The 25,169-nt window shown below is 56.4% G+C and carries 23 protein-coding genes, 2 tRNA genes and 1 riboswitch; of the genes, 14 read left to right on the forward strand and 11 right to left on the reverse strand.

Features of this window, described 5'->3' with window-relative positions:
- Positions 1-83: 83 nt before the first annotated feature.
- The 4 genes from RBB44_RS15870 to RBB44_RS15885 all read right to left on the reverse strand — a co-directional run bounded on the left by RBB44_RS15870 (position 84) and on the right by RBB44_RS15885 (position 4,381).
- Positions 84-1,313: a cyclopropane-fatty-acyl-phospholipid synthase family protein gene (locus RBB44_RS15870; protein WP_166672640.1), complete on the reverse strand. Its 1,230-nt coding sequence runs from the start codon at positions 1,311-1,313 to the stop codon at positions 84-86.
- Positions 1,310-2,188: a DUF1365 domain-containing protein gene (locus tag RBB44_RS15875; RefSeq protein WP_306148654.1), complete on the reverse strand. Its 879-nt coding sequence runs from the start codon at positions 2,186-2,188 to the stop codon at positions 1,310-1,312. Before RBB44_RS15875 ends, RBB44_RS15870 begins: the two co-directional genes overlap by 4 nt.
- The gene (locus RBB44_RS15880; protein ID WP_306148655.1) at positions 2,185-3,483 is read right to left on the reverse strand and encodes an NAD(P)/FAD-dependent oxidoreductase; all 1,299 of its coding nucleotides are present in this window, start codon (positions 3,481-3,483) and stop codon (positions 2,185-2,187) included. Before RBB44_RS15880 ends, RBB44_RS15875 begins: the two co-directional genes overlap by 4 nt.
- Before the next feature lie 301 nt (positions 3,484-3,784).
- Complete coding sequence (locus tag RBB44_RS15885; RefSeq protein WP_306148656.1) at positions 3,785-4,381, reverse strand: hypothetical protein; 597 nt, start codon at positions 4,379-4,381, stop codon at positions 3,785-3,787.
- Positions 4,382-4,981: 600 nt separating this feature from the next.
- Here RBB44_RS15885 and RBB44_RS15890 point away from each other — a divergent pair.
- Positions 4,982-5,749 carry a transporter substrate-binding domain-containing protein gene (locus RBB44_RS15890; protein ID WP_306148657.1) on the forward strand — a complete coding sequence of 256 codons (768 nt, stop codon included), beginning with the start codon at positions 4,982-4,984 and terminating at the stop codon, positions 5,747-5,749.
- Positions 5,750-5,895: 146 nt separating this feature from the next.
- Here RBB44_RS15890 and RBB44_RS15895 read toward each other — a convergent pair.
- Positions 5,896-5,971 (reverse strand) — tRNA-Asn (locus RBB44_RS15895).
- A gap of 329 nt (positions 5,972-6,300) precedes the next feature.
- Positions 6,301-6,533: riboswitch (cobalamin riboswitch) on the forward strand.
- A gap of 33 nt (positions 6,534-6,566) precedes the next feature.
- On the opposite strand from RBB44_RS15895, the gene cobU reads away from it, so the two are divergent.
- From cobU to RBB44_RS15935, 8 genes are all read left to right on the forward strand, one after another.
- Positions 6,567-7,118, forward strand: a complete 552-nt coding sequence (gene cobU, locus RBB44_RS15900) for a bifunctional adenosylcobinamide kinase/adenosylcobinamide-phosphate guanylyltransferase (protein WP_306148658.1) — start codon at positions 6,567-6,569, stop codon at positions 7,116-7,118.
- Complete coding sequence (gene cobW / locus RBB44_RS15905) at positions 7,115-8,233, forward strand: cobalamin biosynthesis protein CobW (RefSeq protein WP_306148659.1); 1,119 nt, start codon at positions 7,115-7,117, stop codon at positions 8,231-8,233. Before cobU ends, cobW begins: the two co-directional genes overlap by 4 nt.
- Before the next feature lie 132 nt (positions 8,234-8,365).
- Entirely contained in the window at positions 8,366-12,106 is a 3,741-nt protein-coding gene (cobN, locus tag RBB44_RS15910) for a cobaltochelatase subunit CobN (RefSeq protein ID WP_306148660.1), read from the forward strand.
- 14 nt (positions 12,107-12,120) lie between these two features.
- Positions 12,121-12,759 carry a cob(I)yrinic acid a,c-diamide adenosyltransferase gene (cobO, locus tag RBB44_RS15915; RefSeq protein WP_209177940.1) on the forward strand — a complete coding sequence of 213 codons (639 nt, stop codon included), beginning with the start codon at positions 12,121-12,123 and terminating at the stop codon, positions 12,757-12,759.
- 9 nt (positions 12,760-12,768) lie between these two features.
- The gene (locus RBB44_RS15920; RefSeq protein WP_306148661.1) at positions 12,769-13,236 is read left to right on the forward strand and encodes a GNAT family N-acetyltransferase; all 468 of its coding nucleotides are present in this window, start codon (positions 12,769-12,771) and stop codon (positions 13,234-13,236) included.
- 1 nt (position 13,237) lies between these two features.
- Positions 13,238-13,546 carry a YrhK family protein gene (locus RBB44_RS15925; RefSeq protein WP_306148662.1) on the forward strand — a complete coding sequence of 103 codons (309 nt, stop codon included), beginning with the start codon at positions 13,238-13,240 and terminating at the stop codon, positions 13,544-13,546.
- Entirely contained in the window at positions 13,543-15,030 is a 1,488-nt protein-coding gene (locus tag RBB44_RS15930; protein ID WP_306148663.1) for a cobyric acid synthase, read from the forward strand. The genes RBB44_RS15925 and RBB44_RS15930 overlap by 4 nt, the downstream gene beginning before the upstream one ends.
- Positions 15,031-15,058: 28 nt before the next feature.
- Positions 15,059-15,535 carry a hypothetical protein gene (locus tag RBB44_RS15935; protein ID WP_306148664.1) on the forward strand — a complete coding sequence of 159 codons (477 nt, stop codon included), beginning with the start codon at positions 15,059-15,061 and terminating at the stop codon, positions 15,533-15,535.
- Between the two features lie 72 nt (positions 15,536-15,607).
- On the opposite strand, the gene RBB44_RS15940 is transcribed toward RBB44_RS15935, so the two are convergent.
- From RBB44_RS15940 to cobD, 3 genes are read right to left on the reverse strand one after another with little or no spacing between them, the layout of a single operon-like run.
- On the reverse strand, positions 15,608-16,219 hold the full coding sequence (locus RBB44_RS15940; RefSeq protein ID WP_306148665.1) for a DUF938 domain-containing protein: 612 nt from the start codon (positions 16,217-16,219) through the stop codon (positions 15,608-15,610).
- Positions 16,220-16,230: 11 nt separating this feature from the next.
- Entirely contained in the window at positions 16,231-17,208 is a 978-nt protein-coding gene (gene cbiB, locus RBB44_RS15945; RefSeq protein WP_306148666.1) for an adenosylcobinamide-phosphate synthase CbiB, read from the reverse strand.
- Between the two features lie 9 nt (positions 17,209-17,217).
- Positions 17,218-18,219 (reverse strand): threonine-phosphate decarboxylase CobD, encoded by a 1,002-nt coding sequence (cobD, locus tag RBB44_RS15950; protein ID WP_306148667.1) that lies wholly within the window; start codon positions 18,217-18,219, stop codon positions 17,218-17,220.
- Positions 18,220-18,466: 247 nt separating this feature from the next.
- Here cobD and RBB44_RS15955 point away from each other — a divergent pair, with 247 nt between their 5' ends.
- Both RBB44_RS15955 and RBB44_RS15960 read left to right on the forward strand, forming a co-directional pair.
- Positions 18,467-19,342, forward strand: coding sequence for a hypothetical protein (locus RBB44_RS15955; protein ID WP_306148668.1), 876 nt, complete (start codon positions 18,467-18,469; stop codon positions 19,340-19,342).
- A 191-nt stretch (positions 19,343-19,533) separates the two neighbouring features.
- Entirely contained in the window at positions 19,534-19,677 is a 144-nt protein-coding gene (locus RBB44_RS15960; protein WP_306148669.1) for a hypothetical protein, read from the forward strand.
- Between the two features lie 30 nt (positions 19,678-19,707).
- Here the strand turns inward: RBB44_RS15960 and RBB44_RS15965 are convergent, their stop codons facing one another.
- Together RBB44_RS15965 and RBB44_RS15970 are read right to left on the reverse strand one after the other, a co-directional pair.
- A complete protein-coding gene (locus RBB44_RS15965; protein WP_306148670.1) occupies positions 19,708-20,868 on the reverse strand; it encodes a carboxylate-amine ligase in 1,161 nt (386 codons plus the stop codon).
- A gap of 208 nt (positions 20,869-21,076) precedes the next feature.
- Positions 21,077-21,150, reverse strand: a tRNA-Cys gene (locus RBB44_RS15970).
- A gap of 250 nt (positions 21,151-21,400) precedes the next feature.
- Between RBB44_RS15970 and RBB44_RS15975 the strand changes: the two genes are divergently transcribed.
- The 3 genes from RBB44_RS15975 (at position 21,401) to RBB44_RS15985 (ending at position 24,699) form a co-directional block, all read left to right on the forward strand.
- A complete protein-coding gene (locus RBB44_RS15975) occupies positions 21,401-22,063 on the forward strand; it encodes a protein-L-isoaspartate O-methyltransferase (protein ID WP_209177930.1) in 663 nt (220 codons plus the stop codon).
- 244 nt (positions 22,064-22,307) lie between these two features.
- On the forward strand, positions 22,308-23,672 hold the full coding sequence (locus RBB44_RS15980; protein WP_306148671.1) for a TolC family outer membrane protein: 1,365 nt from the start codon (positions 22,308-22,310) through the stop codon (positions 23,670-23,672).
- A 262-nt stretch (positions 23,673-23,934) separates the two neighbouring features.
- Positions 23,935-24,699, forward strand: a complete 765-nt coding sequence (locus tag RBB44_RS15985; protein ID WP_306148672.1) for a PopZ family protein — start codon at positions 23,935-23,937, stop codon at positions 24,697-24,699.
- A gap of 29 nt (positions 24,700-24,728) precedes the next feature.
- Here the strand turns inward: RBB44_RS15985 and RBB44_RS15990 are convergent, their stop codons facing one another.
- Positions 24,729-25,157 (reverse strand): DUF1284 domain-containing protein, encoded by a 429-nt coding sequence (locus RBB44_RS15990; protein WP_306148673.1) that lies wholly within the window; start codon positions 25,155-25,157, stop codon positions 24,729-24,731.
- Positions 25,158-25,169: the final 12 nt, after the last annotated feature.

Genomic DNA, 25,169 nt, shown 5'->3' on the forward strand with positions numbered 1-25,169 from the left:
CGAAGATGCCTATGAATGCAAACAAGCGGTGCAGCATGGAGCTGCACCGCTTGTTTGGTTTTAAGTAGGCTCAACAGACCGAGTCAGGTCGCCTTTTCATAAACCAGCTGCCTGACGTCGATGTTGCCTGCGCGGAAACCGGCTTCGCAGTAGTGCAGATAGAACTCCCACAGCCGTTTGAACCGTTCGTCAAAACCCATCGGACGGATTTGCGGCCAGGCGGTGCGGAAACGTTGCCGCCATTCCAAAAGCGTCCGCGCGTAATCCTGCCCGAAGATTTTTTGATCTTTCAGATCAAGGCCAAGGGATTTGCCGATCTCTGCCAGTTTTCCGGGAGGCGGAAGCATGCCGCCAGGGAAAATGTAGCGTTGAATAAAGTCGGTGCCCGATCGGTAGTCCTCGAACATCTGATCCTGGATCGTGATGATCTGGAGACCCGCCTTGCCGCCCGGCTTCAGACAGTCCGACACCTTCTCAAAGTAGGTCGGCCAGTATTTTTCGCCGACAGCCTCGAACATTTCGATCGAGGCAATCCGATCATAAACACCTTTTTCATCGCGGTAGTCTTGGAAGACGATTTCGACTTTTTCGTTGAGACCGGCCTTGAAGATCCGTTCTCTGGCGTAATCATACTGCTCGCGAGAGATTGTCAGGCCTCGGACGTTCGCCCCGACTGTTTTGGCGACGTGCTCTGCAAAGCCGCCCCAACCGCAGCCGATTTCCAGAACGGAGTGTCCAGGTTCGATCCCGGTCTGCCGGACCAGTGACGCGTATTTCTCAGCTTGCGCTTGTTCCAGGCTGTTGGTTTCATTGCTGAAGATTGCAGAGGAGTAGGTCATCGACGGGTCGAGCCACTCCTGATAGAACGCATTTCCCAGATCGTAGTGTGCCGAGATGTTGCGCTTGGAGCCACGTTTTGTGTTCGCATTCAGCCAATGACGGAGTGACAACAACAGACGGGTCAGCGGGCGACCACGCAAGGCCTCCAAAGTGGACGCCTGATTGAGCGCGAAAATCTCCAGGAATGTCGTGACATCCGGAGATGACCAATAGCCAGCCATGAAGGCTTCACCGACACCAACATCGCCGCCTTTGACGGCCATGGTGAAAAATTTCCAGTTATGGATTTTCAGAACGCCATCTGGCCCAGGTTCCGTTCCATTGATCCGGAACATGCGCCCGTCCGGGAAAGTGATGTCGAGCGTTCCATAGCGGATCTTAATTGCTAGGTTTGCCGCCATGCGCGCAAGCCGCGGCGTTCCTTTGAGTTGCGTGCGGAGATTGTCCTCGGACAACACAATAGGCCCATTCATGCCGAACCCCTTGAAATGTTGTTTGTTGTTTCTTGCCAAAGTTCCGAAGCTGTGCTCCGGCCCGCGCTGTCGTCTCGACCATCATTCGCAGGCCGCGGATGAAATGGTACACGCTTGCGCCAGATTTTAAAGGCTTGCCAATGAATGGCGGCCATCACCTTGAAGGTCAAAAGCGGAACCCGCGCAAAAGCGCGCATCAAAGACCATGTGGTCAAGGGTTCCTGCGTGCCGGAAAAGGTTGCTGACAACAAGGGGCCGGTTTCGTCCGTCTCCAGGATCCGGACCCGCACCGCATTGCCTGGCGGCAGCATTCGAAAGTGATAGTGCTGCTGCATGCTGATAAACGGTGATACGTAGAATTCTTTGCGCTGGTCCTGGCGAACACCGGCATCGCTGATTTGCCCGTCACGCACCGGCCCAACATAGGTATGAAGACCGCCGAAGGTGTTGCGGACCTCATAGACGAGTGCGGTCAGCCGATCGTCCTTATCATAAGCATAGTAGACGCTGAGCGGATTGAACCCATACCCCAAAAGCCGGGGATAGGCGAGTAGCACAACCCGGTGGCCCCGCTCCAAACCCTCTTTCTCCAGCAAGCTGTCAATGTGTTGTCTCAACGAGCTTCCGTCTCGCGGGCCATGATCTTTTTCATGAAACGAGAGAAGGTTGAACCGGTTGACTGACAACATCCAACTCAATCTTGAGGCTTCTTTCAACCGATCGATATCGATCAGAAGATTGAAAACGTCATAAGAGAACCGGTGCTGTTTTGGTTTCATGCGCTGGTGCATGACAGCGCCATTGTAAAGCGCTGCCGCAGCTTCCGGCGCGGAGCCATTATCCGACATCCTGTTTGTGGCAGGTGCGGGTGTCATTCAGCGGCTTCCAGCATCACAGGCTCTTGACGCTCACGCTCCCACGGCAGGACAGCACCCAGTGCCTTGGCCACGTTGAGACCGGATGCCAATCCGTCCTCGTGGAAGCCATGACCGTTCCATGCGCCGCAATACCAGGTGTTGTTCACACCCTGGATCTTGCTGAGCAGTTGCTTGGCCGCCAGGGCTTTGGCATCAAATTGCGGGTGGTCGTAGATGTATTTGGCGAAGGTCTTGTCTTCGCTCGGTGCCTGAAACGGATTGAGCGTGACAAAGACCGGCTTGGAGCGGTCAAGGTTCTGCAACCGGTTCATCCAATAGGAAACCGTCACATCGCGTGTTTCACCCGCTTCTCGATCCGACATGTAGTTCCAGGATGCCCAAACCTTCTTCTTGTTGGGCATCAGGCTTTCGTCCCGATGCAGATACACCTCGTTCGGGCGATATCGGATTGCGCTCAGTATCTCCCGCTCTTCCGCACTTGGATCGCCGAGCATGGCAAGGCTTTGATCGGTATGGCTGGCCAGGATGACGTGATCGAATGTATCGGTATGACCGGTCTCATCACGAACAACGACTTTTCCATCTGTTCTGAGGATTTCCGCAACCGGGCTGCCAAGACGCATCTTTTTTGCAAACGGCTCAGTCAGCTTCTTCACGTAGTTGCGGCTGCCACCGGAGACCGTCCGCCACAGCTGACGGTCGAAGGATAGAAGACGGTGATTGTCGAAGAACGCCACGAAGCTTTCGGCCGGGTAGGCGCGCATCTCGTTGATCGGGGTCGACCAGATGGCAGCCCCCATGGCAAGCAGATAATCGTTGATGAAACCGCTGGAATAGCGCTCCGCCTCCAGATAGCCACCGAGGGTTTGGCCCGCAAGCCGACCTGAGTTCAAGTCTGCGACGGCTTGTTTGTTAAAGCGGAAGATGTCCCGGAGCATTTTCAAGAACCGCGGCGAGACGATGTTCTTGCGTTGCGCGAACACGGCGTTGAGCCCGTCGCCACACCACTCCAGTTTGCCCCGGTCCGCTGACAGCGAAAAACTCATGTCGCTGATCTCGGTTGCAACACCCAAGTGGTCAAGTAGGGCTGTGAAGTTCGGATAATTAAGTTCGTTATAGACAATGAAGCCCGTGTCGACGCTCATCGGGGTGCCGTCGTAGTCGATATCGGCCGTTGCGCTGTGGCCACCTGGACGGTCTCTTTTCTCGTAAAGAACAACATCGTGGTGGCTGTTAAGTGCCCATGCAGCACTGTTTCCGGAAATACCCGAGCCGATGACGGCAATCCGCATGTTAAATCCTTTGGCTTGGCAGGGCCGCCTAAATCCCAGCGTTGGGAAGCCCAGTCGGTTGGTCAGTTGCTATTCAAGACCGTCTACGGAGGAGTTTAAAGTGCGGATCACGCAGGGCAATGAATTTCCTATGAAAATTCAATTCGAGGCAAAGGTGTGTTGAAAATGAAGAGACAACCCGCCGCGGTTCGCGGCGGAGTTTTTCAAAGAGTGTAAGTTCGGGTTACTCTTGCGTGGCCAAGGGGGCGCGGCCCGCTCTCACGAGCGGACCGCATCAACCTGTTCGCGGGGACTATGGCGATCAGGCTTGAAGCGTGTCGACCAGCCAGGTCCATGCGACCTTTACCTGACTTGTGGCTGCGTTGAAGAATGCAACAACGCGTTCCCAAACTGTCTGGCCGAAGTCGGCGATTTCGAGCATCGTGCCCTTCCGAACGGGCTCGTCCGATGTTTCGATCAATTCAACCGCCGCAGCGTTGCCACCATCGTTGATGACCCGCCGGGTCACGACAAGTGCCCCTTCGGTCACGAGACGGGATTCATCCTTCTGCGCGACCATAGTCTGCGGATCCAGCGCATTGACCACGACCGCGCGTCCATCCGGCAACAGATGGGTTTCGTTGGTGCTGACTTCAGAATCGTAAATCACTTCACCATAGGAATCGATCAGCTCGACCCAAACGACGTCGCGGCCGTTCAAGTTCACTTCTCCGACCCATATGGTCAGTTCACTCTCAAGCGGATCTTTTTGATCCAGGCTCGCAGACGCGACTGTTACCTCAAGGCTATCTTCTGGCAGAGTAATCGTTTCTTGCGGCAAAGGACTGGCTGCCGCGCTTCCCGCAAACGCGAGGATGAGGCCAAGCGCAAACGCTCCTGCTTTGGTATTCCGTTGCATGATCGCCTCCCAAGGCTAATACAACTCAATTTACCGCGCTTTGGGGCCTTGTGATCCTGGTCCGTTTTGGACTTCTTGACCAAATTCCTTTTGTTTTTCGTCTTTTAGCGTGAACGCGCCCCTATATGCGCAGCCACTATTTTGCCATTATCGCACCACAATCTGGTGAATGGGTGTAATAAACATCACAAAACTGCTTGTTTCTGGCTACTTTCCGTTAATAAGTGTGTCTTAATCGCCTCAGTGCAAGAAAAATCACGCTGACGTGATGTTATCTTCATTGTAAGTATTGCGGATAAAGTCGGCGGTCTGGCGAGTCTGTTGCAGATTGGCAACGAAAAAAGGCCTGTTTTTGAGCAGAAAACCGGCAGGCTTCTTTCTGAATTAAATTAATATGAGCATTGGTCACTCTTGCCTCTGCGGAAGGTTAAGGTGTGTCGTCCTATCCAATTTTTTGTCTTTCTGGAGTGATTATCAAAAATTACGAGAAGGAATTTAAAGTTGTTTCCAAATATGAATTAATAAATGCGTAATTCATTGGGTTCTCAATTACGTTGTGAGACCAAGTTCCAGATAATTTGCCAAGAAAGGTAAGGGAACATGAAATACGCAGATCTTAAGTCATTCGTAAAATTACTACCAATTCATGCTGTTTTGGTTGGGGGTGTTTCACTTTCATCTGTTGCGTTGGCGGATACTGTAATTGTTGGCGTTGAAGATCTAACCTACTACCCGCATTACACCATGGAAGGCGGGGAGTATGGTGGTTTCGGACGGGCGCTGCTGGATGCGTGGGCGTCGGATAACGGACACACGCTGAAATATGAGGCGTATCCAATCAAGCGCTTGATGGAAAACCTGGTCGAAGGAACGGTCGATATCAAATATCCGGACAATGCCTATTGGTCCGCGGATTTGAAGGATGGCAAGCCGGTGGTCTACTCCGACAAGGTGGTCGAATACATCGATGGGGTCTCTGTGACGCCGGGCAATGTCGGTAAAGGAATGGGGTCGGTCAAGAAATTGGGTACCGTGCGCGGCTTTACGCCGTGGTCCTGGATCGATCTGACCTCCTCCGGGGCCGTTGAGTTGTCGGAAGTGAAATCCCTGGATGGTCTGATCAAACAAGCCATAAACAGCCGTATCGATGCTGCTTATGCCAACGTAGCGGTCATTCAGCACCAGCTGGGGGAAATGGGGCAGCCGAACGCGCTAGCGTTCGACCCTGATCTCAAGCATACCCGCGACTACTATTATGCCAGTACGACAACAAAGCCGGAGTTGATTGCGGACTTTAATTCTTGGATGTCCGAAAACGCTGACAAGGTCGCGGAATTGAAAGCTGAGTATAAGGTGAACCTGGACTGATCGACGGCAGTCAATGGCAGGGCGGGGCTGGCGGTTTCCGTCAGTCCTTGATTTTTGTGTTTTCGAACGCTCAAGACCCAATCGCGGACGTGCCTGATGACCGATTGTGCGTCGAGCTGTTTACATTCATATTTTCTGGGAAAGAGTGGCTCCCTGAGTAGGACTCGAACCTACGACCCAGCGATTAACAGTCGCTTGCTCTACCAACTGAGCTATCAGGGATCACCGTGCCGGGGCAGTGCTTGACCGCCCCCGTCGATGGAGATGCGTATAACGCAGCCCTTATCCATTTGCCAAGCCCTGAAATGCGTTTTTTTCATTCCATCGTTATTTTTTCGTCAGGTATGTGGAAAACTATAAATTTTTCAGACGCCTAGTTGTGTCTATCGGTTTTTAACAGGTGCGCTTCACCGGTCGTATTTCCGCATTGCCGCCAAGACGGAACTCAAAACGCTGCGTTTTCCGACCGGCCATGGCAATTTGCGGTCAAACATATGGACTAGAAGACTTGCCGCCTTAAACACTCCGGCTTGTGCGGGCTGGCGGTTCCAGCTAGGAAGGAAACAGACGGTTCTGGTGCTGGAGTGATCCAGCCCGGATGAAACGGGAATTCGGTAAGTCCTCAGAGAGGATTGATCCGGAGCTGCCCCCGCAACTGTGAGCGGCGAGTGCTGGCACATGACCCACTGGAGATCTTTGAGCATCGTTCTCAAGGTGACCGGGAAGGGGTGCTGGTCATAAGGAACCGCGAGCCAGGAGACCGGCCGTCGACAAAGTTTAACCGCAAGGCTGTCGGGCGGACGGCTGGGAGGCACATGTGACGCAGTCTGACCATGGCCGGTCTACCCTCGTTTTCGGCGGGGCCCGGTCCGGAAAAAGCACCTTTGCAGAAAGGCTTGCAGCTCGAAGTAGCCTGGAAAGGGTGTATGTCGCAACAGGTGCCGCTTTCGATGACGAGATGGCGGACCGTATTGCCAGTCACAAGGATCAACGCGGGCCCTCCTGGATTACCATTGAAGAGCAGCTGGATCTCGCAGGTGTGCTGAGCCGCGAAAATGCCGCGCATCGGGTACTCCTCGTTGACTGCCTGACCCTTTGGCTGTCCAACCTGATGTTTTCCGACAAGGACATAGCTGCGGAAACGGCGCGCTTGATTGAAGCCACCAGGGGGCTAGCCGGGCCGTGTGTGTTTGTCTCCAACGAAGTCGGCATGGGGATCGTGCCGGAGAACCGCTTGTCGCGGTCGTTCCGGGACGCGCAAGGCCGCTTGAACCAGGATATCGCCTCAGTGTGCCATCAGGTCGTATTCGTCGCCGCTGGACAGCCGCTTCTTCTCAAACCCTCGCATCAACCGGAGATCGGATTGTGACTTCTTCTAAGCTTAAGCCTGGTCAGAAAATCCCGGCAACCATCGTGACCGGTTTTCTTGGCGCGGGAAAAACGACCCTGATCCGCAACCTTTTGCAGAATGCCGGCGGCAAGCGGATTGCGCTCATCGTCAACGAATTCGGCGATATGGGATTTGACGGATCGCTGGTGAACGGCTGTGCGGACCCGAGCTGTTCGGCAGAAGAAGTTGTGGAGCTGACCAACGGCTGTATTTGCTGCACGGTTGCCGATGACTTTCTGCCGACCATGGAAATGCTGCTCGCGCGCGAGAACCCGCCGGAGCATATCGTCATCGAAACATCCGGTCTCGCCTTGCCGCAGCCGCTGGTCCGGGCCTTTTCGTGGCCATCGGTGAAACCAAAAGTCACTGTGGATGGCGTCGTTACGGTCCTGGATGCAGCCGCGCTTGCCGAAGGGCGGATCGCTCTGGATGAGGAGGCGCTGGAAGCCCAGCGCGCTGCGGATGAAGCGCTGGATCATGAGAGCCCGGTTGAGGAGCTTTTCCATGATCAGCTGCGCTGCGCGGATCTTGTGGTGCTGAACAAGGCCGATTTGGTCGCGGCCGATATTCTTGCGGGCGTTCAAGAAAAGATCGCAGCAGAGGTCCGCCCGGCGGTGCATATCGTTGCATCTGAGAAAGGCACTTTGCCGATCGAGGTTCTGCTTGGCCGCGGCTCAGCGGCTGAGGATGACATGGCCTCCCGCCATGAGCATCACCATCACCACCATGATGATGATGACCACCACCATGACCATGATGATCATCATCACGATCACGACCACCATCATGATCATCATCACCACGATGACTTTGAAAGCCATGTGATTGAGGCGCCGGTCTTTGCGTCGCTGAAGGAAGCTGAGGCGAAGGTGCTTCAGGCCATGGCATTGAAAGGTGTTCTTCGGATCAAAGGGGCCGTTCAGGTGGATGGCAAGGCCGCGCCGGCCATGGTTCAGGCGGTGGGCCCGAGGGTCGAGACCTGGTTTGCTTCAGGTGCGGAGAGCGCTGGGAAACTGGTGGTGATCGGGCTCAAGGGTTTCGATTTGGGTGCGGTGCGCGGCGCTCTATCGGGTCTTGCAGAAGCAGCTGAGTGATTTCAAAGACCCTCAAATGCTGGAGTTGCCGGGCGTTATCCGGCAATTCATTGAAAGCCTTTTCGCCCTGAAAAGTGTAGACGGGTCTCATGGTCTATCCATGAGATGATATAAGAACGAGAAACCACCCAGATGCACATTCTCGCAAGCCAGACGCGCCGGATTGATGATGGGGGCGATGCCGTCGACCTCGGCCAGCAGCCTGCCGATATTCTGTTTTTGTCCGCGGCCGATACCGAACTCGGAAGTCTGGCGGCGGCACAGTCCGGCTTGGGGGCGGATGCGCCAAGCCTCCGTCTTGCGAACCTGATTGCTCTGTCGCATCCGTATTCGGTTGACCTTTATGCGGAGCAGACGGTCCGCGGATCCCGGATTGTGATCTTGCGTGTCCTCGGTGGTGTCGAATACTGGCGCTACGGATTAGAGCGGTTTGTTGAAGAGGCGCGCGCCAGTGGCATTGATCTTGTCGTCATACCTGGTGACGACAAATGGGATGATGCTCTCACCAGCCATTCGACGCGCAACACAGAAGATGTGCGTCAGATGTGGCGCTACTTTGTTGAGGGCGGGCCTGCAAATTACGCCAATGCGTTGCGGTTTGCCGGTCACCTGATCGGGCTTGCCGAAGAGCCTGCGCATGCGGTTCCTCTGCCAAGAGCCGGTGTTTATCTGCCCGGTCATACCGCGCCGGGTCTGGAAATCTTGAGATCAACCTGGGCAGACCCGACAGCTCCTGTCGCTGCGATCACCTTTTACCGGGCGCTGGTGCAAGGGTCCCAGACCGCGCCTGTCCATGCTTTGGTATCCGCACTCGCAGAGGCAGGTGTCAATGCGCTGCCGGTCTTTGTCTCCAGTCTCAAGGAAGCAGAATCCATAGCTGTTCTGGATGCGTTGTTTGAAGAAGCAAAACCGGATGTCGTTTTGAACGGGACCGCTTTTGCGGTTTCCAAGGCCGGGATCGACCACCAGCCGACGCCGCTCGACAAATGGGGCAAACCCGTCCTTCAGGTGGTGTTCTCGTCTTCGTCCAAAGAGGGCTGGGAGGAGAGCGATCAAGGCCTGTCGATCCGCGACCTTGCCATGCATGTCGTGTTGCCGGAAATCGACGGCCGGTTGCTGACCCGGGCTGTGTCTTTCAAGGAAGAGGGGGTTTTTGACCCAGCGACGCAATCGACGCCCGTGAAATTCACCCCTGTGCCGGATCGCATGCGGTTCGTGGCCGACCTAGCCGCCAACTGGGCCCGTCTTGGCCGGGGTGCGGCAAAAGACAAAAAGACCGCGCTGATCCTGGCAAACTATCCGAACAAGGATGGCCGTCTTGCCAACGGGGTCGGCCTTGATACGCCGGCCTCCTGCGTGTCCGTGCTCAAAGCCATGAAGAAGGCCGGATATGATGTCGGCAACGTCCCGGAAACGTCTGCGGACCTGATGGATGTATTAACGTCCGGCGTGACCAACGCCCTTGCGCAGAGGCAGGAGAAGGCGAGCTATGAGCAGCTGTTACTTACCGCTTATGCTACCGAATTTGCCAAACTGCCGGAGGCGGTCCGCACAGCCGTTGAGGATCGATGGGGCAAGCCGCAAGACGATCCACATGTGATTGACGGTGCGTTCCGGTTAGCGCTGCACCGGTTCGGCAATCAGGTGGTTGGCATTCAGCCTGCACGTGGCTACAATATTGATCCCAAAGAGACTTACCACGATCCAGATCTGGTGCCGCCGCACCATTATTTCGCGTTCTATATCTGGTTGCGCCGGGAGTTTGGCGCTGATGCGGTGATCCATCTCGGCAAGCACGGAAATCTGGAGTGGCTTCCAGGCAAGGCGCTCGCGCTGTCTGAAAACTGTTTCCCGGAAGCCGTGCTTGGCCCGATGCCGAACATCTACCCGTTCATTGTCAATGATCCGGGTGAGGGGGCGCAGGCAAAGCGCCGCACATCCGCTGTAATCGTTGATCACTTGACCCCGCCGCTCACCCGGGCCGAAAGCCACGGCGTTGCCGAGGAACTGGAGACCCTGCTCGATGAGTACTACCTCGCAAGCGGTGTCGATCCTCGGCGGCTCAAGGCGCTGACCCGGGACATTCTGGATGCGGCCAGCAGGCACGGTCTCGACAAGGACATTGGCATCACCGACGAGATGGATGAAGACACCCGTCTTGCCCGGCTTGATGCGCATTTGTGTGATCTGAAAGAACTTCAAATCCGCGACGGCTTGCATATTTTGGGCGAGAGCCCGGAAGGCGATCTCCTCACCGATCTGCTGTCTGCGCTGGTGCGGGTCCCGCGCGGTGGGGAGGCGCACCAAAACAGCTTGCAGCGGGTGCTTTCAGAGGACTTGGGCTTTTCCGAATTTGACCCGCTCAATTGTGATTTTGCAGCACCTTGGATCGGACCAAAGCCGGATGTTCTGGCAAGTCTCTCTGATGCGCCATGGCGCTCAAATGGCGATACGGTTGAGCGGCTTGAACTGCTCGCACAACAAATTATCGTGGGCGATATAGTCTCGCCTTCAGGCTGGTCTGCAGTGCAGGCGGTGCTCTCCGAAATCGAAGAACGGATCCGCCCGTCGGTGACCGGTTCCGGAAAGTCCGAACTGGACGCTGTCCTAACCGCGCTGAATGGCGGTTTCGTGAAACCGGGGCCTTCCGGTGCGCCGTCTCGTGGCCGGCCGGATGTTTTGCCAACGGGTAAGAACTTTTATTCCGTCGATGTGCGTGCTGTTCCGACAGAAACAGCCTGGCGTCTTGGCCAGCAATCGGCCTCGCTGGTGGCCGAGCGGTATTTTCAGGAAGAAGGCGAGTGGCCGGCATCGTTGGTTTTGACCTGCTGGGGCACGGCCAACATGCGCACGGGCGGCGATGATATCGCGCAAGCACTGGCGCTGATTGGCGCCAAACCGGTCTGGGAGACTGCCTCTGGCCGCGTCACAGGCTTTGAAATCCTGAAATTGTCGGAGCTCGGCCGCCCGCGGATCGATGTGACCTTGCGGGTTTCGGGCTTCTTCCGCGATGCTTTCCCACATCAGATGGACCTTTTTGACAGCGCTGTACGGGCTGTCGGTCAATTGGAAGAACCTGAGGATGCCAATCCCGTTGCTGCACGTATGAAACGGGAAGCTGCCAAGTTGGCCGCCGCTGGCCTGTCGCCAGATGAGGCCCGGCGCCGGGCCGGGTTCCGGGTGTTTGGTTCAAAGCCCGGAGCCTATGGAGCCGGCCTACAAGCGCTGATCGATGAAGGCATCTGGTATGAGCGCGGTGATTTTGCCGAAGCATTCCTGACCTGGGGCGGCTATGCCTATGGCGGCGGTGCGTCGGGTGATCAGGCCCGCGGTGAGCTGGAGGGCCGGCTAGCCTCCGTTGATGCGGTTCTGCACAATCAGGACAACCGGGAGCATGACCTTCTCGACAGCGATGATTATTATCAGTTCGAAGGCGGTCTTGCGGCAACGGTGGAGCATCTCAAAGGCGACGCGCCAAAGATCTATCACAACGACCATTCGCGCCCCGAACGTCCGGTGGTGCGTTCCTTGTCAGAGGAAATCGGCCGTGTCGTGCGCGGCCGGGCCGCCAATCCGAAATGGATCAAGGGCGTGATGCGTCACGGCTACAAAGGCGCGTTCGAGATGGTGGCAACGCTCGACTATCTCTTTGCATTTGCCGCAACGACCAGGGCAGTTGGCGATCATCATTTTGATCAGCTCTATGAGGCCTATTTGGACGATGAAGTCGTGCGCGATTTTCTTCAAGACACGAATCCGGCAGGCTATCAGGAAATGCTGGCACGGTTTCAAGAGGCGCTGGATCGCGGCCTCTGGACACCGCGGCGCAATTCGACCCATGCTGCACTGAATGATTTGAACAAAACACAATAATCGGGAGACACACCATGACCGCCGATACGGATAAACCCGAGCTTACGGAAGACGAACTCAACGCGCGCCATGCGGAAAAAATGCGCAAGAAAAAAGCCGCGCGCGACAAGATCATGGCGACCAAGACCATCGAAAAGGGCCTTGTGATCGTTCACACCGGCAAGGGCAAGGGCAAGTCGACGGCCGGGTTCGGCATGGTGTTTCGCTCGCTTGGTCATGGCCACAAGGTGGGCGTTGTCCAGTTCGTGAAAGGCCGGATCGAAACTGGCGAACGCATGGCGCTGGAACGGTTCGATGACCTGGTGACCATCAAGCGGATGGGCGAGGGGTTCACCTGGGAAACCCAGGACCGGCAGCGGGACATCGATGCGGCCCAACAGGCCTGGGATGCTGCCAAAGACATGATCCGCTCCGGAGACTTTCGGCTGATCCTGTGTGATGAACTCAACATCGTGCTGCGCTACGACTATCTCGACATCAACGAGGTCGTTGATTTTCTGAAGAATGAAAAGCCGGAAGACGTTCACGTGGTTATCACCGGGCGGAACGCCAAGGACGAACTTCTGGAGGTGGCCGACCTTGTCACGGACATGACGCAGGTCAAACATCCGTTCCGGTCCGGCGTGAAGCCGCAAGAAGGCATTGAGTTCTAAGACCGATCGATGCCTTACACAGTTGCACGCGCCAGCAGCGCGGATTCTCACGAGATCGCGCTGCTGCTCCGCGCGTCCATTATTGAGCTCTGCGGGCTTGACCATGGCGACAATCCTGATCGCTATAATGCCTGGCTGAAAAACAAAACCGCGCCGCACGTGGAAAGCTGGATCGATGGTCCGGGGGCAGCGTTTGTCGTCCAGGATCAGGACAAACGCATTCTCGGGTTCGCGATGGGGACACCCAATGGGCAAATCCCCTTGATGTACGTGCTCCCGGATGCGCGTTTGACCGGGGTGAGCAAGACCTTGATGCGGGCGCTTGAAGATATGTTTCGCGACCGCGGTCTGGATGAGGCTCATCTCTCCAGCACGCTCACGGCAGACCGCTTTTATAAATCCCTTGGATATGCTGAAACCGGAGAGACAAAAACCCAGTTGGACATGACCTTCCGGTGTTTCAAAAAGGGCCTTTGAAATGAGCAAGCTGTTTGATCATAGCCTTCGCAGCGCGTCCCCGGACCATGCGGAGATCGTGCGCAAGTACGAACTCTACCGGACGATCGTAGAGTTTCTCGCAGCGCTCATGTTCGTGATCGGCAGCATTTTCTTCTTCTACGACACCCTGCTTTATGCCGGAACCTGGCTGTTTCTGATCGGCTCGATCCTTTTTGGTGTCCGGCCAACCATCCGGCTCCTTCTGGAACTGAAACTCGCCAACCTCCCGGTGCCGAAGGAATTCCGGCCATATGGCGCGCCTCCGGTTGATGAGCCGGTGAGCCGATGACACACAGCACTGGCCGCCGCACACCGGCTCTGATGATCCAGGGGACCGGGTCCAATGTCGGCAAGAGCTTGATTGTTGCCGGGCTGTGCCGCCTTTTTGCCAATCGCGGCATGACTGTCCGCCCGTTCAAGCCGCAAAACATGTCCAACAATGCCGCTGTCACCTCTGACGGCGGCGAGATCGGCCGGGCACAGGCCCTGCAGGCGATGGGCTGCCGCGTGCCTTTGTCCGTGCATATGAACCCGGTTCTCCTGAAGCCGGAAACGGATACCGGCGCGCAGATCATCGTTCAGGGCAAGCGTTTTGGCACCATGCGCGCCCGCGAATATGGCAAGCAGAAAGCAGAGCTTTTGCCGAAGGTTCTGGAAAGCTTTTCAAAACTTCAATCAGACGCCGATTTGGTCATCGTGGAAGGTGCGGGCAGCCCTGCCGAAATCAACCTTCGGGCAGGCGACATTGCCAATATGGGGTTTGCGGAGGCAGCAGACCTGCCTGTCGTTCTTTGTGCTGACATTGACCGGGGCGGTGTGATTGCTTCGGTGGTCGGGACCCATGCCGTGCTGGAGCCGTCCGAGCAGGATCGCATCAAGGCGTTTTTTATCAACCGGTTTCGCGGAGACCCGAGCCTCTTTGATGACGGCATGCGCGAGATTGCCCAACGCACCGGCTGGCAAGGCCTTGGCGTGGTGCCGTGGTTTGCAGACGCCAACAAACTGCCGGCAGAAGACGCGCTCGATCTTACAAGCGGCGCGGGCAGGGGCGGGATCAAGATCGTCGTTCCGGTGATTTCCCGGATTGCGAATTTCGATGATCTCGACCCGCTGCGGATGGAGCCGGATGTTTCGCTTGAGCTGATCCAGCCCGGAACGCCCTTGCCGGGAGATGCGGATCTGGTCCTTCTGCCCGGAACCAAATCAACCATTGGCGATTTGGCGTTCTTCCGTAAACAAGGTTGGGACATTGATCTGGCGGCTCACGTGCGCCGGGGCGGCCATGTTCTCGGGATTTGCGGCGGTTATCAGATGCTCGGCAAAATCATCTCCGACCCCGATGGCATCGAGGGAACGGCCGGAACTGTCGAAGGACTTGGGCTGCTAGATGTCGATACGGTGCTGACGCCGGATAAATCGCTTGTCGAGGCTGAGGGCAAGCATCTGGCATCAGGTGCCAGCGTCAAAGGATACGAGATCCATATCGGCCGCACATCCGGGCCTGATTGTGCCCGGCCATACCTGCACATCCGTGATGCGGGCGGAACTCCGAAACTGGACGGGGCCCAATCATCAGATGGCCGAATTGCCGGGACCTATTTGCATGGGCTTTTCACTGATGATGATTTTCGGAAAGCCTATCTGAAAGGCTTCGGGGCCGTGTCGGACCTTGCCTACGAGCACCAGATCGACGCGGTGCTTGATGATCTGGCGAAACATTTGGAGGGTGTTCTGGATACCGAGGCGATTTTGGCGATCGCAAACAACCGATAGATCTGAAGATCGATTTTTTGGGGTTCTTATGAAGTATCTTGGGGCCGTTCTGGTCCGGCTATTCGCCATTTTTCTTCTGGTTAGCAATTTGAGCACTGTGTTGAGTTTTGCGTACTTCGCCGCAAAGTCCGATCCAGCCCTTCAAATTGTGTCCTTTGGCGCTGTCGGCGGTGGTCTGCTCATAGCCGGTCTGCTGTTCTTCTTTCCGCAACTTGTTTTACGCGGTTTGAAAATACCTGATCCGAAGGCAGAGCCGGATCAGGTCCCTTCTGAAAACATGCTGCAGATCGGGATTGTTGTTATTGGTCTCTACTTCACAGTTCGCGGTCTGCAATCCCTGTTCAATGCCGTCTTGATCAAGTTTTATATGGCCTCTCAACCGGCTTCGGCTGTTCTGGCAAACCCGGGGCTTGGCAACGGATTGTTCACGCTGGGGATTGGAGTGTTCCTGTTCGTTGGAGCACGTCGATTGTCTAACTTCGTCCTGAAATTAAGGCGGTTTTGAGTGTCCGCGCTGCTTGCCGAACGATATGAAGCGCTGCGAGCAAATCGGGCAGTCGGGTACTAGATATCGTCCTCAGCCCCGCTCCCAGACCACCATCTGATTGTTCGCCGGCATGGCATGATCGTCGGTGAATTTCAGACCGGCTTTTTGGGCAAGTGCGTCGAGCGCTTCGAAATCGCGGATGCCACTGACTGGGTTCCAGCTTTTCAGCTGGACATCAAAGGCGGCATTGCTTTCGGTTGTGAATTCGCCGCCGTACTTGAGCGGCCCGTAGACGCACAGAGCGCCGTTCTTTGTGCTCAGCACTTCCCCGGCGCGGGCGAAAAACTGCTCCACATGCTCAAATGACATGATGTGCAATGTGTTGGCCGTGAAGATTGCGTCAAAGGCCTCCGGACCATTCGGGGCTGGCAAGGGCCATGGCGGCGCAGCGACATCGAGCGCGAGCGGGGCCGGTGTCCGGTCGTTGCCGTCCTGTTTCAGCCTTTCAGTGATGCCCGGAACGTTGTCCGGCAAATCGCTGCATTGCCAGGTGATCTGCGGTAAGGCGTTCGTCACGTGAACTGCGTGCTGGCCGTTGCCGCTGCCGATCTCCAGAACCTTTGTCCGGTCCGCCAGAATGGGCCGCAAGGTCTCCAGAATGACGTCCTTGTTGCGATCAGCGGCAGCAGAAAAAGGGAGCATGGGTTTGTCTCTCAAATCAGGAAAAGGACGGCCAGAAACAGAACAAGCGCGGCTTCGATACCATACGCGCCGACAAGAACCTTGAGGCCACGTGAGATGTCATCGGCCGTAGCGTCGCGGCGCCCGTCTGCATTCATATAAGGATCATCGACCGTGTATCCAGGATAGGTCCGTGGGCCGGCCAAGGCCAAGCCGAGTGCCACGGCCATTGCCGCTTCCGGCCAGCCGGCATTGGGGGAGCGGTGCTGTTCCGCATCCCGGACCATTGCCGTGAAGCTTTTTCGGATGGATCCACTGGCAAGTGGTGCAGCAAGTGCCAGGAACACACCCGACAAACGGGAGGCAGGAAGATTGATCAGGTCATCGAACCGTGCCGATGCCCAGCCGAAATCAGAATAGGTCTCGTTCTTGTGTCCGATCATGCTGTCTGCGGTGTTCACCGCTTTGTAGGCGATCAAGCCAGGCAACCCCAGAACCGCAAACCAGAAAACCGGCGCGACAATTCCGTCGGAGAAGTTCTCGGCGCAGGATTCGATCGCAGCGCGGGAGACGCCCGCTTCATCCAAGGTGTTCGGATCCCGGCCGACGATCATAGCGACGGCCTGCCGGCCACCAGAAAGCCCGTAGTTTTGCAAGCCGTCTCTGACCGCAGCAACGTGCTCATAAAGGCTTTTTTGAGCGATCAAAACCGCCGCGATAACAACGATCAGGAGTTCACCGAAAGGGAGCTTCGCTGCGAATTCCTGAATGATGAAGCCCAACGCCAGACTGCTGGCCAATAAGATCAGCAAGGTCACGATCCCGGTGAACCGGCGGGTCTGAACGCGCCAGTCTTTGCGGTTCAGCGTTTTATCAAGCGCTGAAATAACCTTGCCAATCCAGACTACAGGATGGGGTAGACGGCGCCAGAGCCAGTCCGGATCGCCTATTATCCCGTCGAGGATCAAGGCGGCGAGAAGCAGCCAAAGCGCGTTTTCATAAAGCAACATGAGTGCTGGTTAGAGGTCTTTTTGAGCCGCTGCAAGCGCGTCGGTCAGGCGGGCCAGATTTTCAGCGCCACCCGGCAGGCCAAAGCGGATCCAGGTTGGTGCATAGTCGAAGATCCGGGTCCAGATCCGCTGTTTGGCGAGCGCGTCATGCAGCTTGGCGGCAGATCTCGTCCCGGCGAGCGCATAAAGCGGGGTGCCGCCAAAGACGCTGAGCATGTTCTGTTGCAGCGCCAGTGTGAGATCGGCCATTTCGTCGGCCAGTTGGCGGCTCATCGATTTCTGCCAGGCTTGGTCTTTCAGCGCAGTGGCGCCGAGCTCGAGCGCCGGGCCGCTGAGGCACCAGCTTTCCAGAAGGGCGGAGACCTTTGCGATCATCGGCTTCGGCCCCGCCAGGAAACCGAGGCGCAGCCCGGCCAGACCAAAGAACTTGCCGAAGGAACGCAGGATCAAGATGTTTTCATCAGTAATGTGCGGCAGAAGGCTGGAACCGGGCATGACATCGGCAAAAGCTTCGTCCACCACGAGGTACCCGCCGCGCTCCGTCAACGTCCGGGCGATCTCCAGAAGGCTTTTGACATCAACAAGCTGGCCGTCGGGATTGTTCGGATTGACGAGCAGAACGATTTTCGCATCGGCCGGTAGGGCGTAAATGCTGGACAGCTCGACCGGTTTGCGGCCGTCCCGTGTCCAGACGTCTGCATGGCTGGTGTAAGTCGGGGCTGCGAGCGCAACAGGGCCCTGGGGTAGGAGCTGCGGCAACACTGACAAGAGCAGCTGGGTGCCGGGTCCGGCGGCAAGTCCAAGATGATCCGGCACTGTATAGGCCTGGCGTGCGGCGCCGATAAGCTGATCCTGGGCTGATTGTGCGGGCAGGGACGCCCAGGCCTTCTCTGAAAATCGGTCCGGGACTGGATAGGCATGCGGATTGATGCCGGTCGACAAATCGAGCCACTGGTCAGGTGTCCCGCCAAAGCGCTCGATTGCTTCGCTCAAATCTCCGCCGTGCTTCATGACCCGGTCAGTCCTGTTTAGTGCGCAAGCCGCATGGTTGTCCAAGGCTGCTATCTAGTGGATATCAATGATAAAAGTACAGGCGGATCGCGACCTAGGTTGCGGTAGAAACGGCACATGAGACAAGTTTGCAGTTTCGCGCGTGGAAAAAGACATTGTCGATTTGGCCAAGTCGCCAAGGCCTGCAGATCAAGTTACCAATTCTCGTGTGTTTTTTGCCCGTTGGGTTCCAGTCAAGGGAGACGCAATGTTCGGATCACGTGCTGTGCTGGTCTTGGTCCTGATGATCTGGATAACTGCAAGTGCGGGTGTTCAGGCACAGCAGGTCGTGCGGCTTGGGATCGAACATTATGATGATGGCGAAGACCGGTATGAAGTCTCCTTGCTAAAACTGGGCTTGGAGCATTCCGGAGTGGATGCCGTCCTTGAGGTGGTCTCCCTCGGCGACACGACGCAGGAACGCGTCTTGATCGAGTTCGAGCAGGGCCGCTCCAACTTCGATGTATTTTACAGCGGCGGCTCGCCGGAACGCGAACAGCGTTTTGAGCAGATCGACATCCCCTTGAGCCGTGGCTTGCTCGGGCACCGCATATTTGTGACCCGCAAAGATCAGCTTTATCGCCTGGCGCAGATTAAGACCCTCGACGAATTTCGCGACTATGCCGTAGTTGGCTCAGGCTTTGGCTGGCCGGACACGGATATTTTCAGGGCAGCCGGGTTCAAGGTTTTACCGGCAGAGTGGAAAAACATCTGGCGGATGCTGTCGGTGGGCCGCACGAACGTCTTTAATCTCGGTGTCCATGAAGCTCATGCGGAAAGAGCGAATTTCGATGCGATCTATCCAAACCTCACTGTCGATAACAATCTGCTGGTCAAATACCGCTTCGGGTTTTTCTTCTACGTACAAAAAGACAACCGCGCTCTGGCAGAACTGATCGAACGCGGACTGGAGCGGGCTTACGAGACCGGTGCGTTCATGCAGCTTTTCGAGCGCCATCCACGCATACAGCGCGCCTTGAATCATATACGGCAAAACGATTTGACCGTTCTGGAGATCCCCAATCCATATTTATCTGACCGGCACCGAGCGATCCCGGACCGGTATTGGCATGACGTAAAATAGCTTTGCTTCATGTTGACACGCCGCGCAGCTTGACTGAAAATAGAACAAAATAAGAACATTTGGCTGTGCGCAGGATAGAATTGACCATGTCTCATCCAAGACGAACCCGGTCTCCATTGGATTTTGACCGGGATAAGTTGCTGCAATCGCTGGGAAGTGCCCGTGCGGCGCTGATTGAGGCGCATCGAAGCATGAAACCTAAATCAGGCCTTGCGCGTTCTGCAGATGCGGTCGTGTCTGAAATCGATGAATTTGCCCTGGTTCTGACCGGATCGCGTGACTTTTTTCATCTGAAAGCGCACGGAACACCGCCATCCCGCGATGAGCAGAGCTAAGGCTTCTGGTCCCGGAAGATCAGATCAGCGTCATACGGCTTTTGCTGACACAGGTATTTCGGCAAGGCCATGCTGGGTTTCATGGACCAGCTGATCCACAACGGCCTCCAGTTTCGATCGGTCGATTAGGCTGTCTTCCGTCATGTCTCCTGCAAGTGCCAGCTGTCGATCCGCTGATGTACCGCGCTCTGCAATCGTCCGGATGTGGGCGATCTCCGCTTCACAGCCAAAAAACGCTGCATCTGGGGCCACCAGCTCGCTGATTTCGTCGACCAGATCCTTGAATGCGATGGATTTCTTCTGGCCGAAGTCGATCAGATTGGCAGCCGAGCCATGCCGCTGAGCCTGCCAGCGATTTTCCGCGAGCAGGAACCTTGAATAGTGCCGCCAGCCCTGATTGGCGCGCCGCAGGCGGTAGAGCATCCGGCACAGGCACTGGAAGAGCGCTGCAATGGCAACGGCATCCTCAACGCACGGGCAGACATCTGTCACCCGCATTTCAAGGGTCGGAAACCGGTCGGAGGGTCGAAGGTCCCACCAGATCTTGGTCGCATCCTCGATGACGCCAGCTTGAACCAGCATGTCGATGGTGTGGCGGTAGTCTTCGTGGCTCTCAAATCGCGGTGGCAATCCGGTGCGGGGCAGCTCGTTGAACACCGAAAGCCGGTAGGATTTAAGTCCCGTGTTTCGGCCCCGCCAGAAAGGCGAAGATGTGCTGAGCGCCAGAAGATGAGGCAGGAAGTAGGTCAGTTGATTGAAAAGATCGACGCGCAGCTCTGCATCTTCAATGCCGATATGAACATGCATGCCGCAGATCAGGAGGCGCTTGGCGACAACCTGCATGACCCTGGCCAGATCGTTGTAGCGTTCCTTGTCGGTGTGTGGCTGCTCGGTCCATTCCGCGAAGGGGTGGGTTGAGGCGGCAATAGGCGCCAGGCCATGCCGGGCGGCCTCATCGGCTATGGTTTTGCGGAAATAAGCCAGTTCTGCCTTCACTTCGCCAAGCGTCATGCAAACGGGAGTGCCAACTTCGATCTGGCATTGAAGAAATTCGGGACTGACCCGTCCTTCCAGTGCGGTTTCGCAGGCAGAAAACAATTCGGATGGCGGGGAGCTCGCGATTTTGCGGCTCGCGAGGTCGACCAGAAGATATTCTTCCTCAACCCCGATGCTAAAGCTGGGTTCTTTCATTTAAACAGCTTGCGGGAGCAAGCTTCAAAGGGTCAAGCACGAATTATTGCGTAAAGCACCATTGATATTTGCAATGAGAGCCCTCGTGTGGCTCCGGCGCACTCAGGTTGACCGGATGGCGAACACTCAAAACACCAGGACAGATGCCGCGCGGATCTGCGCTCGGTGACTGAGGCCGGCCAGAAAACTTGAAATTTTCGAAGAAAAGTGGAGGCCCCGACCGGAATCGAACCGGTGTACACGGATTTGCAATCCGCTGCGTCACCACTCCGCCACAGGGCCCCTCGGTGGTGTGCCGCGCCTTATCAAACACTTGGCGCGGCAGGTCAAGTCCTGATTGATTGGCTGATGACATTTCCACTGTGACACCCGTGGAAAGGTCTGTATGACTGATTGTCAGCGGTAAAAATTCTCCCGGAATTCAAAGGGTTTGATGATAGAGCCGCATCTGGTGCTTGTCAGGGCGGGTTTGCCTCGGTATGGAACCAGCCGAAGAGGTGCCGGGACGCCGGCAATTCAAGCGAGGGCCGATATGACGGACTTTAACCAGTCCCGCCGCAAGATGGTGGACAACCAGTTGCGTACCAACGATGTGACGGATCACCAGATCCTGGATGCAATGGAGGTGGTTCCGCGCGAACGGTTCGTACCTGCATCCAAGCGAGCAGTGGCCTACATCGATGAAGATCTGCCCATCGGTGCCTCCGGGTCCGGCCGGTACTTGATGAAGCCGCATATCTTCGGAAAGCTGATCCAGCTGGCGCAAATCAGTGCGGACGACATTGTGCTCGTGATTGGAGCCGGCAGCGGCTACAGCACGGCGGTCGCGGCAAAACTGGCGGCATCTGTCGTTGCTCTGGAAGAAAACGCGGAACTGGCCCGCGATGCTGGCGATCTCCTCGTGGATCTCGGAACTGAAAACGCAGTCGTTGTGGAAGGTCCGCTGGTCGATGGCTACGCAGCGGAAGGCCCATACGACGTTATCCTGATTGATGGTGCGGTTGAGGTTCTGCCCGAGGCTTTGCTGAAACAGTTGAAGTCCGATGGTCGCCTTGTTGTCATCGAAGGCCAGGGCGGAGCAGGGGTTGCCAAGCTTTATCAGAAATCAGGCGAAGCGGTGAGTGGACGATTTGCGTTTAATGCATCGGCAGCTTTGCTTCCCGGTTTTGCTCAAGCCGCAGAATTCACCTTTTAAAGGTCTGTTATAAGAGTTATTTCCGGTCTGATCTGAAGACCGGGGCTGATCGGCCAGTGTCACGTGTTGTGTTACGCAGCGTGCTCTTTTGGAGCCTGTTGCCCATAAGCCGCACTGGAAGATTTTCATTAAATCTGGGCTCGTGCCGGTTGAAGATGGACACCGGTGAGTTTACTCAGGTTTTGAGTGTACGTGGGTGAGCCGGAAGGAGTGTGGAGTGTCTGGTCGTTCAAGGGTGAAAGCAATGACACTATCGAAAGGACTGATGAGCGGGGTTGCCGCTGTCGTCTTGTCCGGCTTCATTGCGTCCTCGGCCAGTGCCGACACGATCCGTGATGCGCTGTCTCTCGCCTATGCGAACAACCCGACCTTGAACGCGGCCCGGGCCCAGTTGCGTGGTGTCAACGAAAACGTGCCGCAAGCTCTGGCCGGTTGGCGGCCAACGGCTTCTGCGGCGCTGGCGGCCGGCGGTGTTCGCTCCTCAGTGAATGGGCGGCAGGCTTACCGCAACAATGCGGCGATCTCGTTGACCCTCAGCCAAGCGGTCTTCCGCGGCTTTCGAACAGTAAACTCCACGCGCCAGGCTGAGGCTGTTGTCCGTGCCCAGCGCGAAAGCCTGATGTCAAGCGAGCAGGACACGCTTCTCAGTGCCGCGACCGCCTACGTCGACGTGATTCGCGATACTGCGCTCGTCTCCCTGCAGCGCAGTGACTTAGCGTTCCTCCAAGAGCAGGTTCGTGCGGCGCGCGACCGGTTTGATGTGGGTGAGGGAACCCGGACCGATGTCTCCCAGGCAGAAGCGCGGGCAGCGGAAGCTCAGGCATCGTTGAACACGGCACTTGCCAATTTGAACACCAGTCGGGCGATCTACCGTCAGGTGATCGGTGTGGATCCGAAGAGCCTTTCGGCGGACACATCTATTACCCGTCAGGTTCCTAAGTCCTTGGATGTTGCACTTCAGATCAGTGAAGAGAAGCAGCCGTTGATCCAGCAGGCACTGCATCTAGTTGATGCTGCGATCTTTAATGTGAAGGCCATTGAGGGTGAGCTGCTTCCGACTGTCACCGTCGATGCGAGCGTTGGTCGAAGCTGGAACCCGTCGAACACGGTCGATCTCAACAACAATGCTCAGATCTTCGGTAACGTCAGCATTCCGATCTATCAGGGTGGCGGCGTTTATTCGCGTGTGCGTCAAGCCAAGGAAGAGCTGGGACAAACCCGTCTTCAGCTGGACGTTGCCCGCGATCAGGTCCGCGCGAACGTGATCACCGCTTGGGGGATCTTTCAGGCGGCCGAAGCGTCAATCGTAGCGGCGCGTGCGGCGGTCGAAGCGCAGCAGCTGGCTCTTGAAGGGGTGATCGAAGAGCAGCGCGTTGGTCAGCGGACAACTCTGGACGTTTTGGATGCGCAGCGCGAACTGGTCATTCAACAGTCCAATCTTGTGACTGCACAGCGGAACCGGATCGTTGGTGGTTATCAGCTTGTCGCTGCCGTTGGTCATCTGGATGCTGAAACACTCGGGCTGAATGTCTCCATCTACAATCCGGAACAGCATTACAAGTCCGTTCGCGGCAAGTGGATTGGCCTGCGGACACCGGATGGCCGCTGAAGCAGGCCATTAGGTCTCTCGCCAATGCACACGCAACTCTGAAACCGGCTCTGGCCGGTTTCTTCGTTTTTGGCGTTTGCACGGAGCGATTCGGTTTGCATTTACCCAAAAGTTTACAAAAAGTGGACTTAAAAGGGGAAAAGCCTATCTCAGGCCGTGCGGTTGCTTTGCGCGTTTCCAGTTGATCCGCATAATTTCCTTAACGAATCATCCGGGGACTTCTGGTTGGAGCGTAGAGTAGCCAACAAGTACGGGGGACGTCATGGCAGAGGCGAGCAAGGCTGAAGAGCCGTCGATGGAGGAGATCCTCGCATCGATACGCCGGATCATATCTGATGAAGACTCCCAGAGTGCGGACTCCGGCAATGAACAAGCAGATGAAACCCCAGTAGAAGCAAAGGCGGAGGATGATATGGGTGATGCCTCCGAGATGTCCCAAGACGACCTCGACAAGCTGTTCGATATGGACGGCGATGACGATGTCGCTGAAGACGAAGGCGCGGATGACATGGCTGCGGCCATGATGGCCGACGCTGCGGAAGATGAGAGCGATGCGGGCGACGACGACGTCCTCGAACTGACGGAAGAACTTGCGGTCGAATCCACCGACGATCTGGATATGGTCGATGGGCTCGCCGAAGACCTCGATAACCTCGACGGCGACGTTTCCTTCGCTCCGGATCCAGAGCCTGCAGAAGACATCATGGCGCCGCCTGAGCCTGAGGCCGAGCCGGAAGCCTTGTTCGAGCCGGAAGAACCGGTGATCCAGTCCAAGCCTATTCCGGATGACCTGCCGGATGTGGCGCCTGAAGACTATCTGACATCCGCTGCGACAGGGCAGGCGGTTCACGCGGCGCTTGACAATTTTTCTGACATGTTGATCAGCACGAAAGCTCAGACCATCGAAGAGATGGTTCGTGACATGCTGCGTCCGATGATCAAGGCTTGGCTGGATCAGAATCTGCCGCCCATGGTGGAGCAGATGGTCAAGAAGGAAGTCCAGCGCGTAATCCGCCGCCGCGATTGATCCTGCAAATACATCGGATGTATGGGATATTACAGGGGCGACCGGAGACGGCAGCCCCTGAAGTTCGTTTGGGCAATGCCTGTACAAAGCTCATACCACTCGCACCCCGTACACGCTTGCCGAATGTTTCCGTCCTGAAAAGCCGAACGCAGTTTCGCAATATCTTCGCCGCTGAGGCGGAGAGGGCCAACCGATAGCGGTTTGCCAAAGAGCAGCAGCCCGATGTCGCCTGCGGCCAATCGGTCCCGCTCGCGTACGCTTTCATTGTGACAATGGCAGGTGGGGTCATTGAGCATCGGGACGCAAATGTCGTCCGGACCATCGACCAGTTTGATGGCCTCACCATCGTTGAGGCGATTGATAATAGCTTTGTAGGCTTCCACGAAAGCAGGGGTGTAGCCCTTTCCGGCGAAGGTCAGCATACATAGAAGATGGTGTGCGCGGAGGCAGATGGTCATAAGAACAGGCGT

It is taken from the genome of Roseibium sp. MMSF_3247 (genome assembly GCF_030733765.1).
Taxonomy (GTDB): Bacteria; Pseudomonadota; Alphaproteobacteria; order Rhizobiales; family Stappiaceae; genus Roseibium.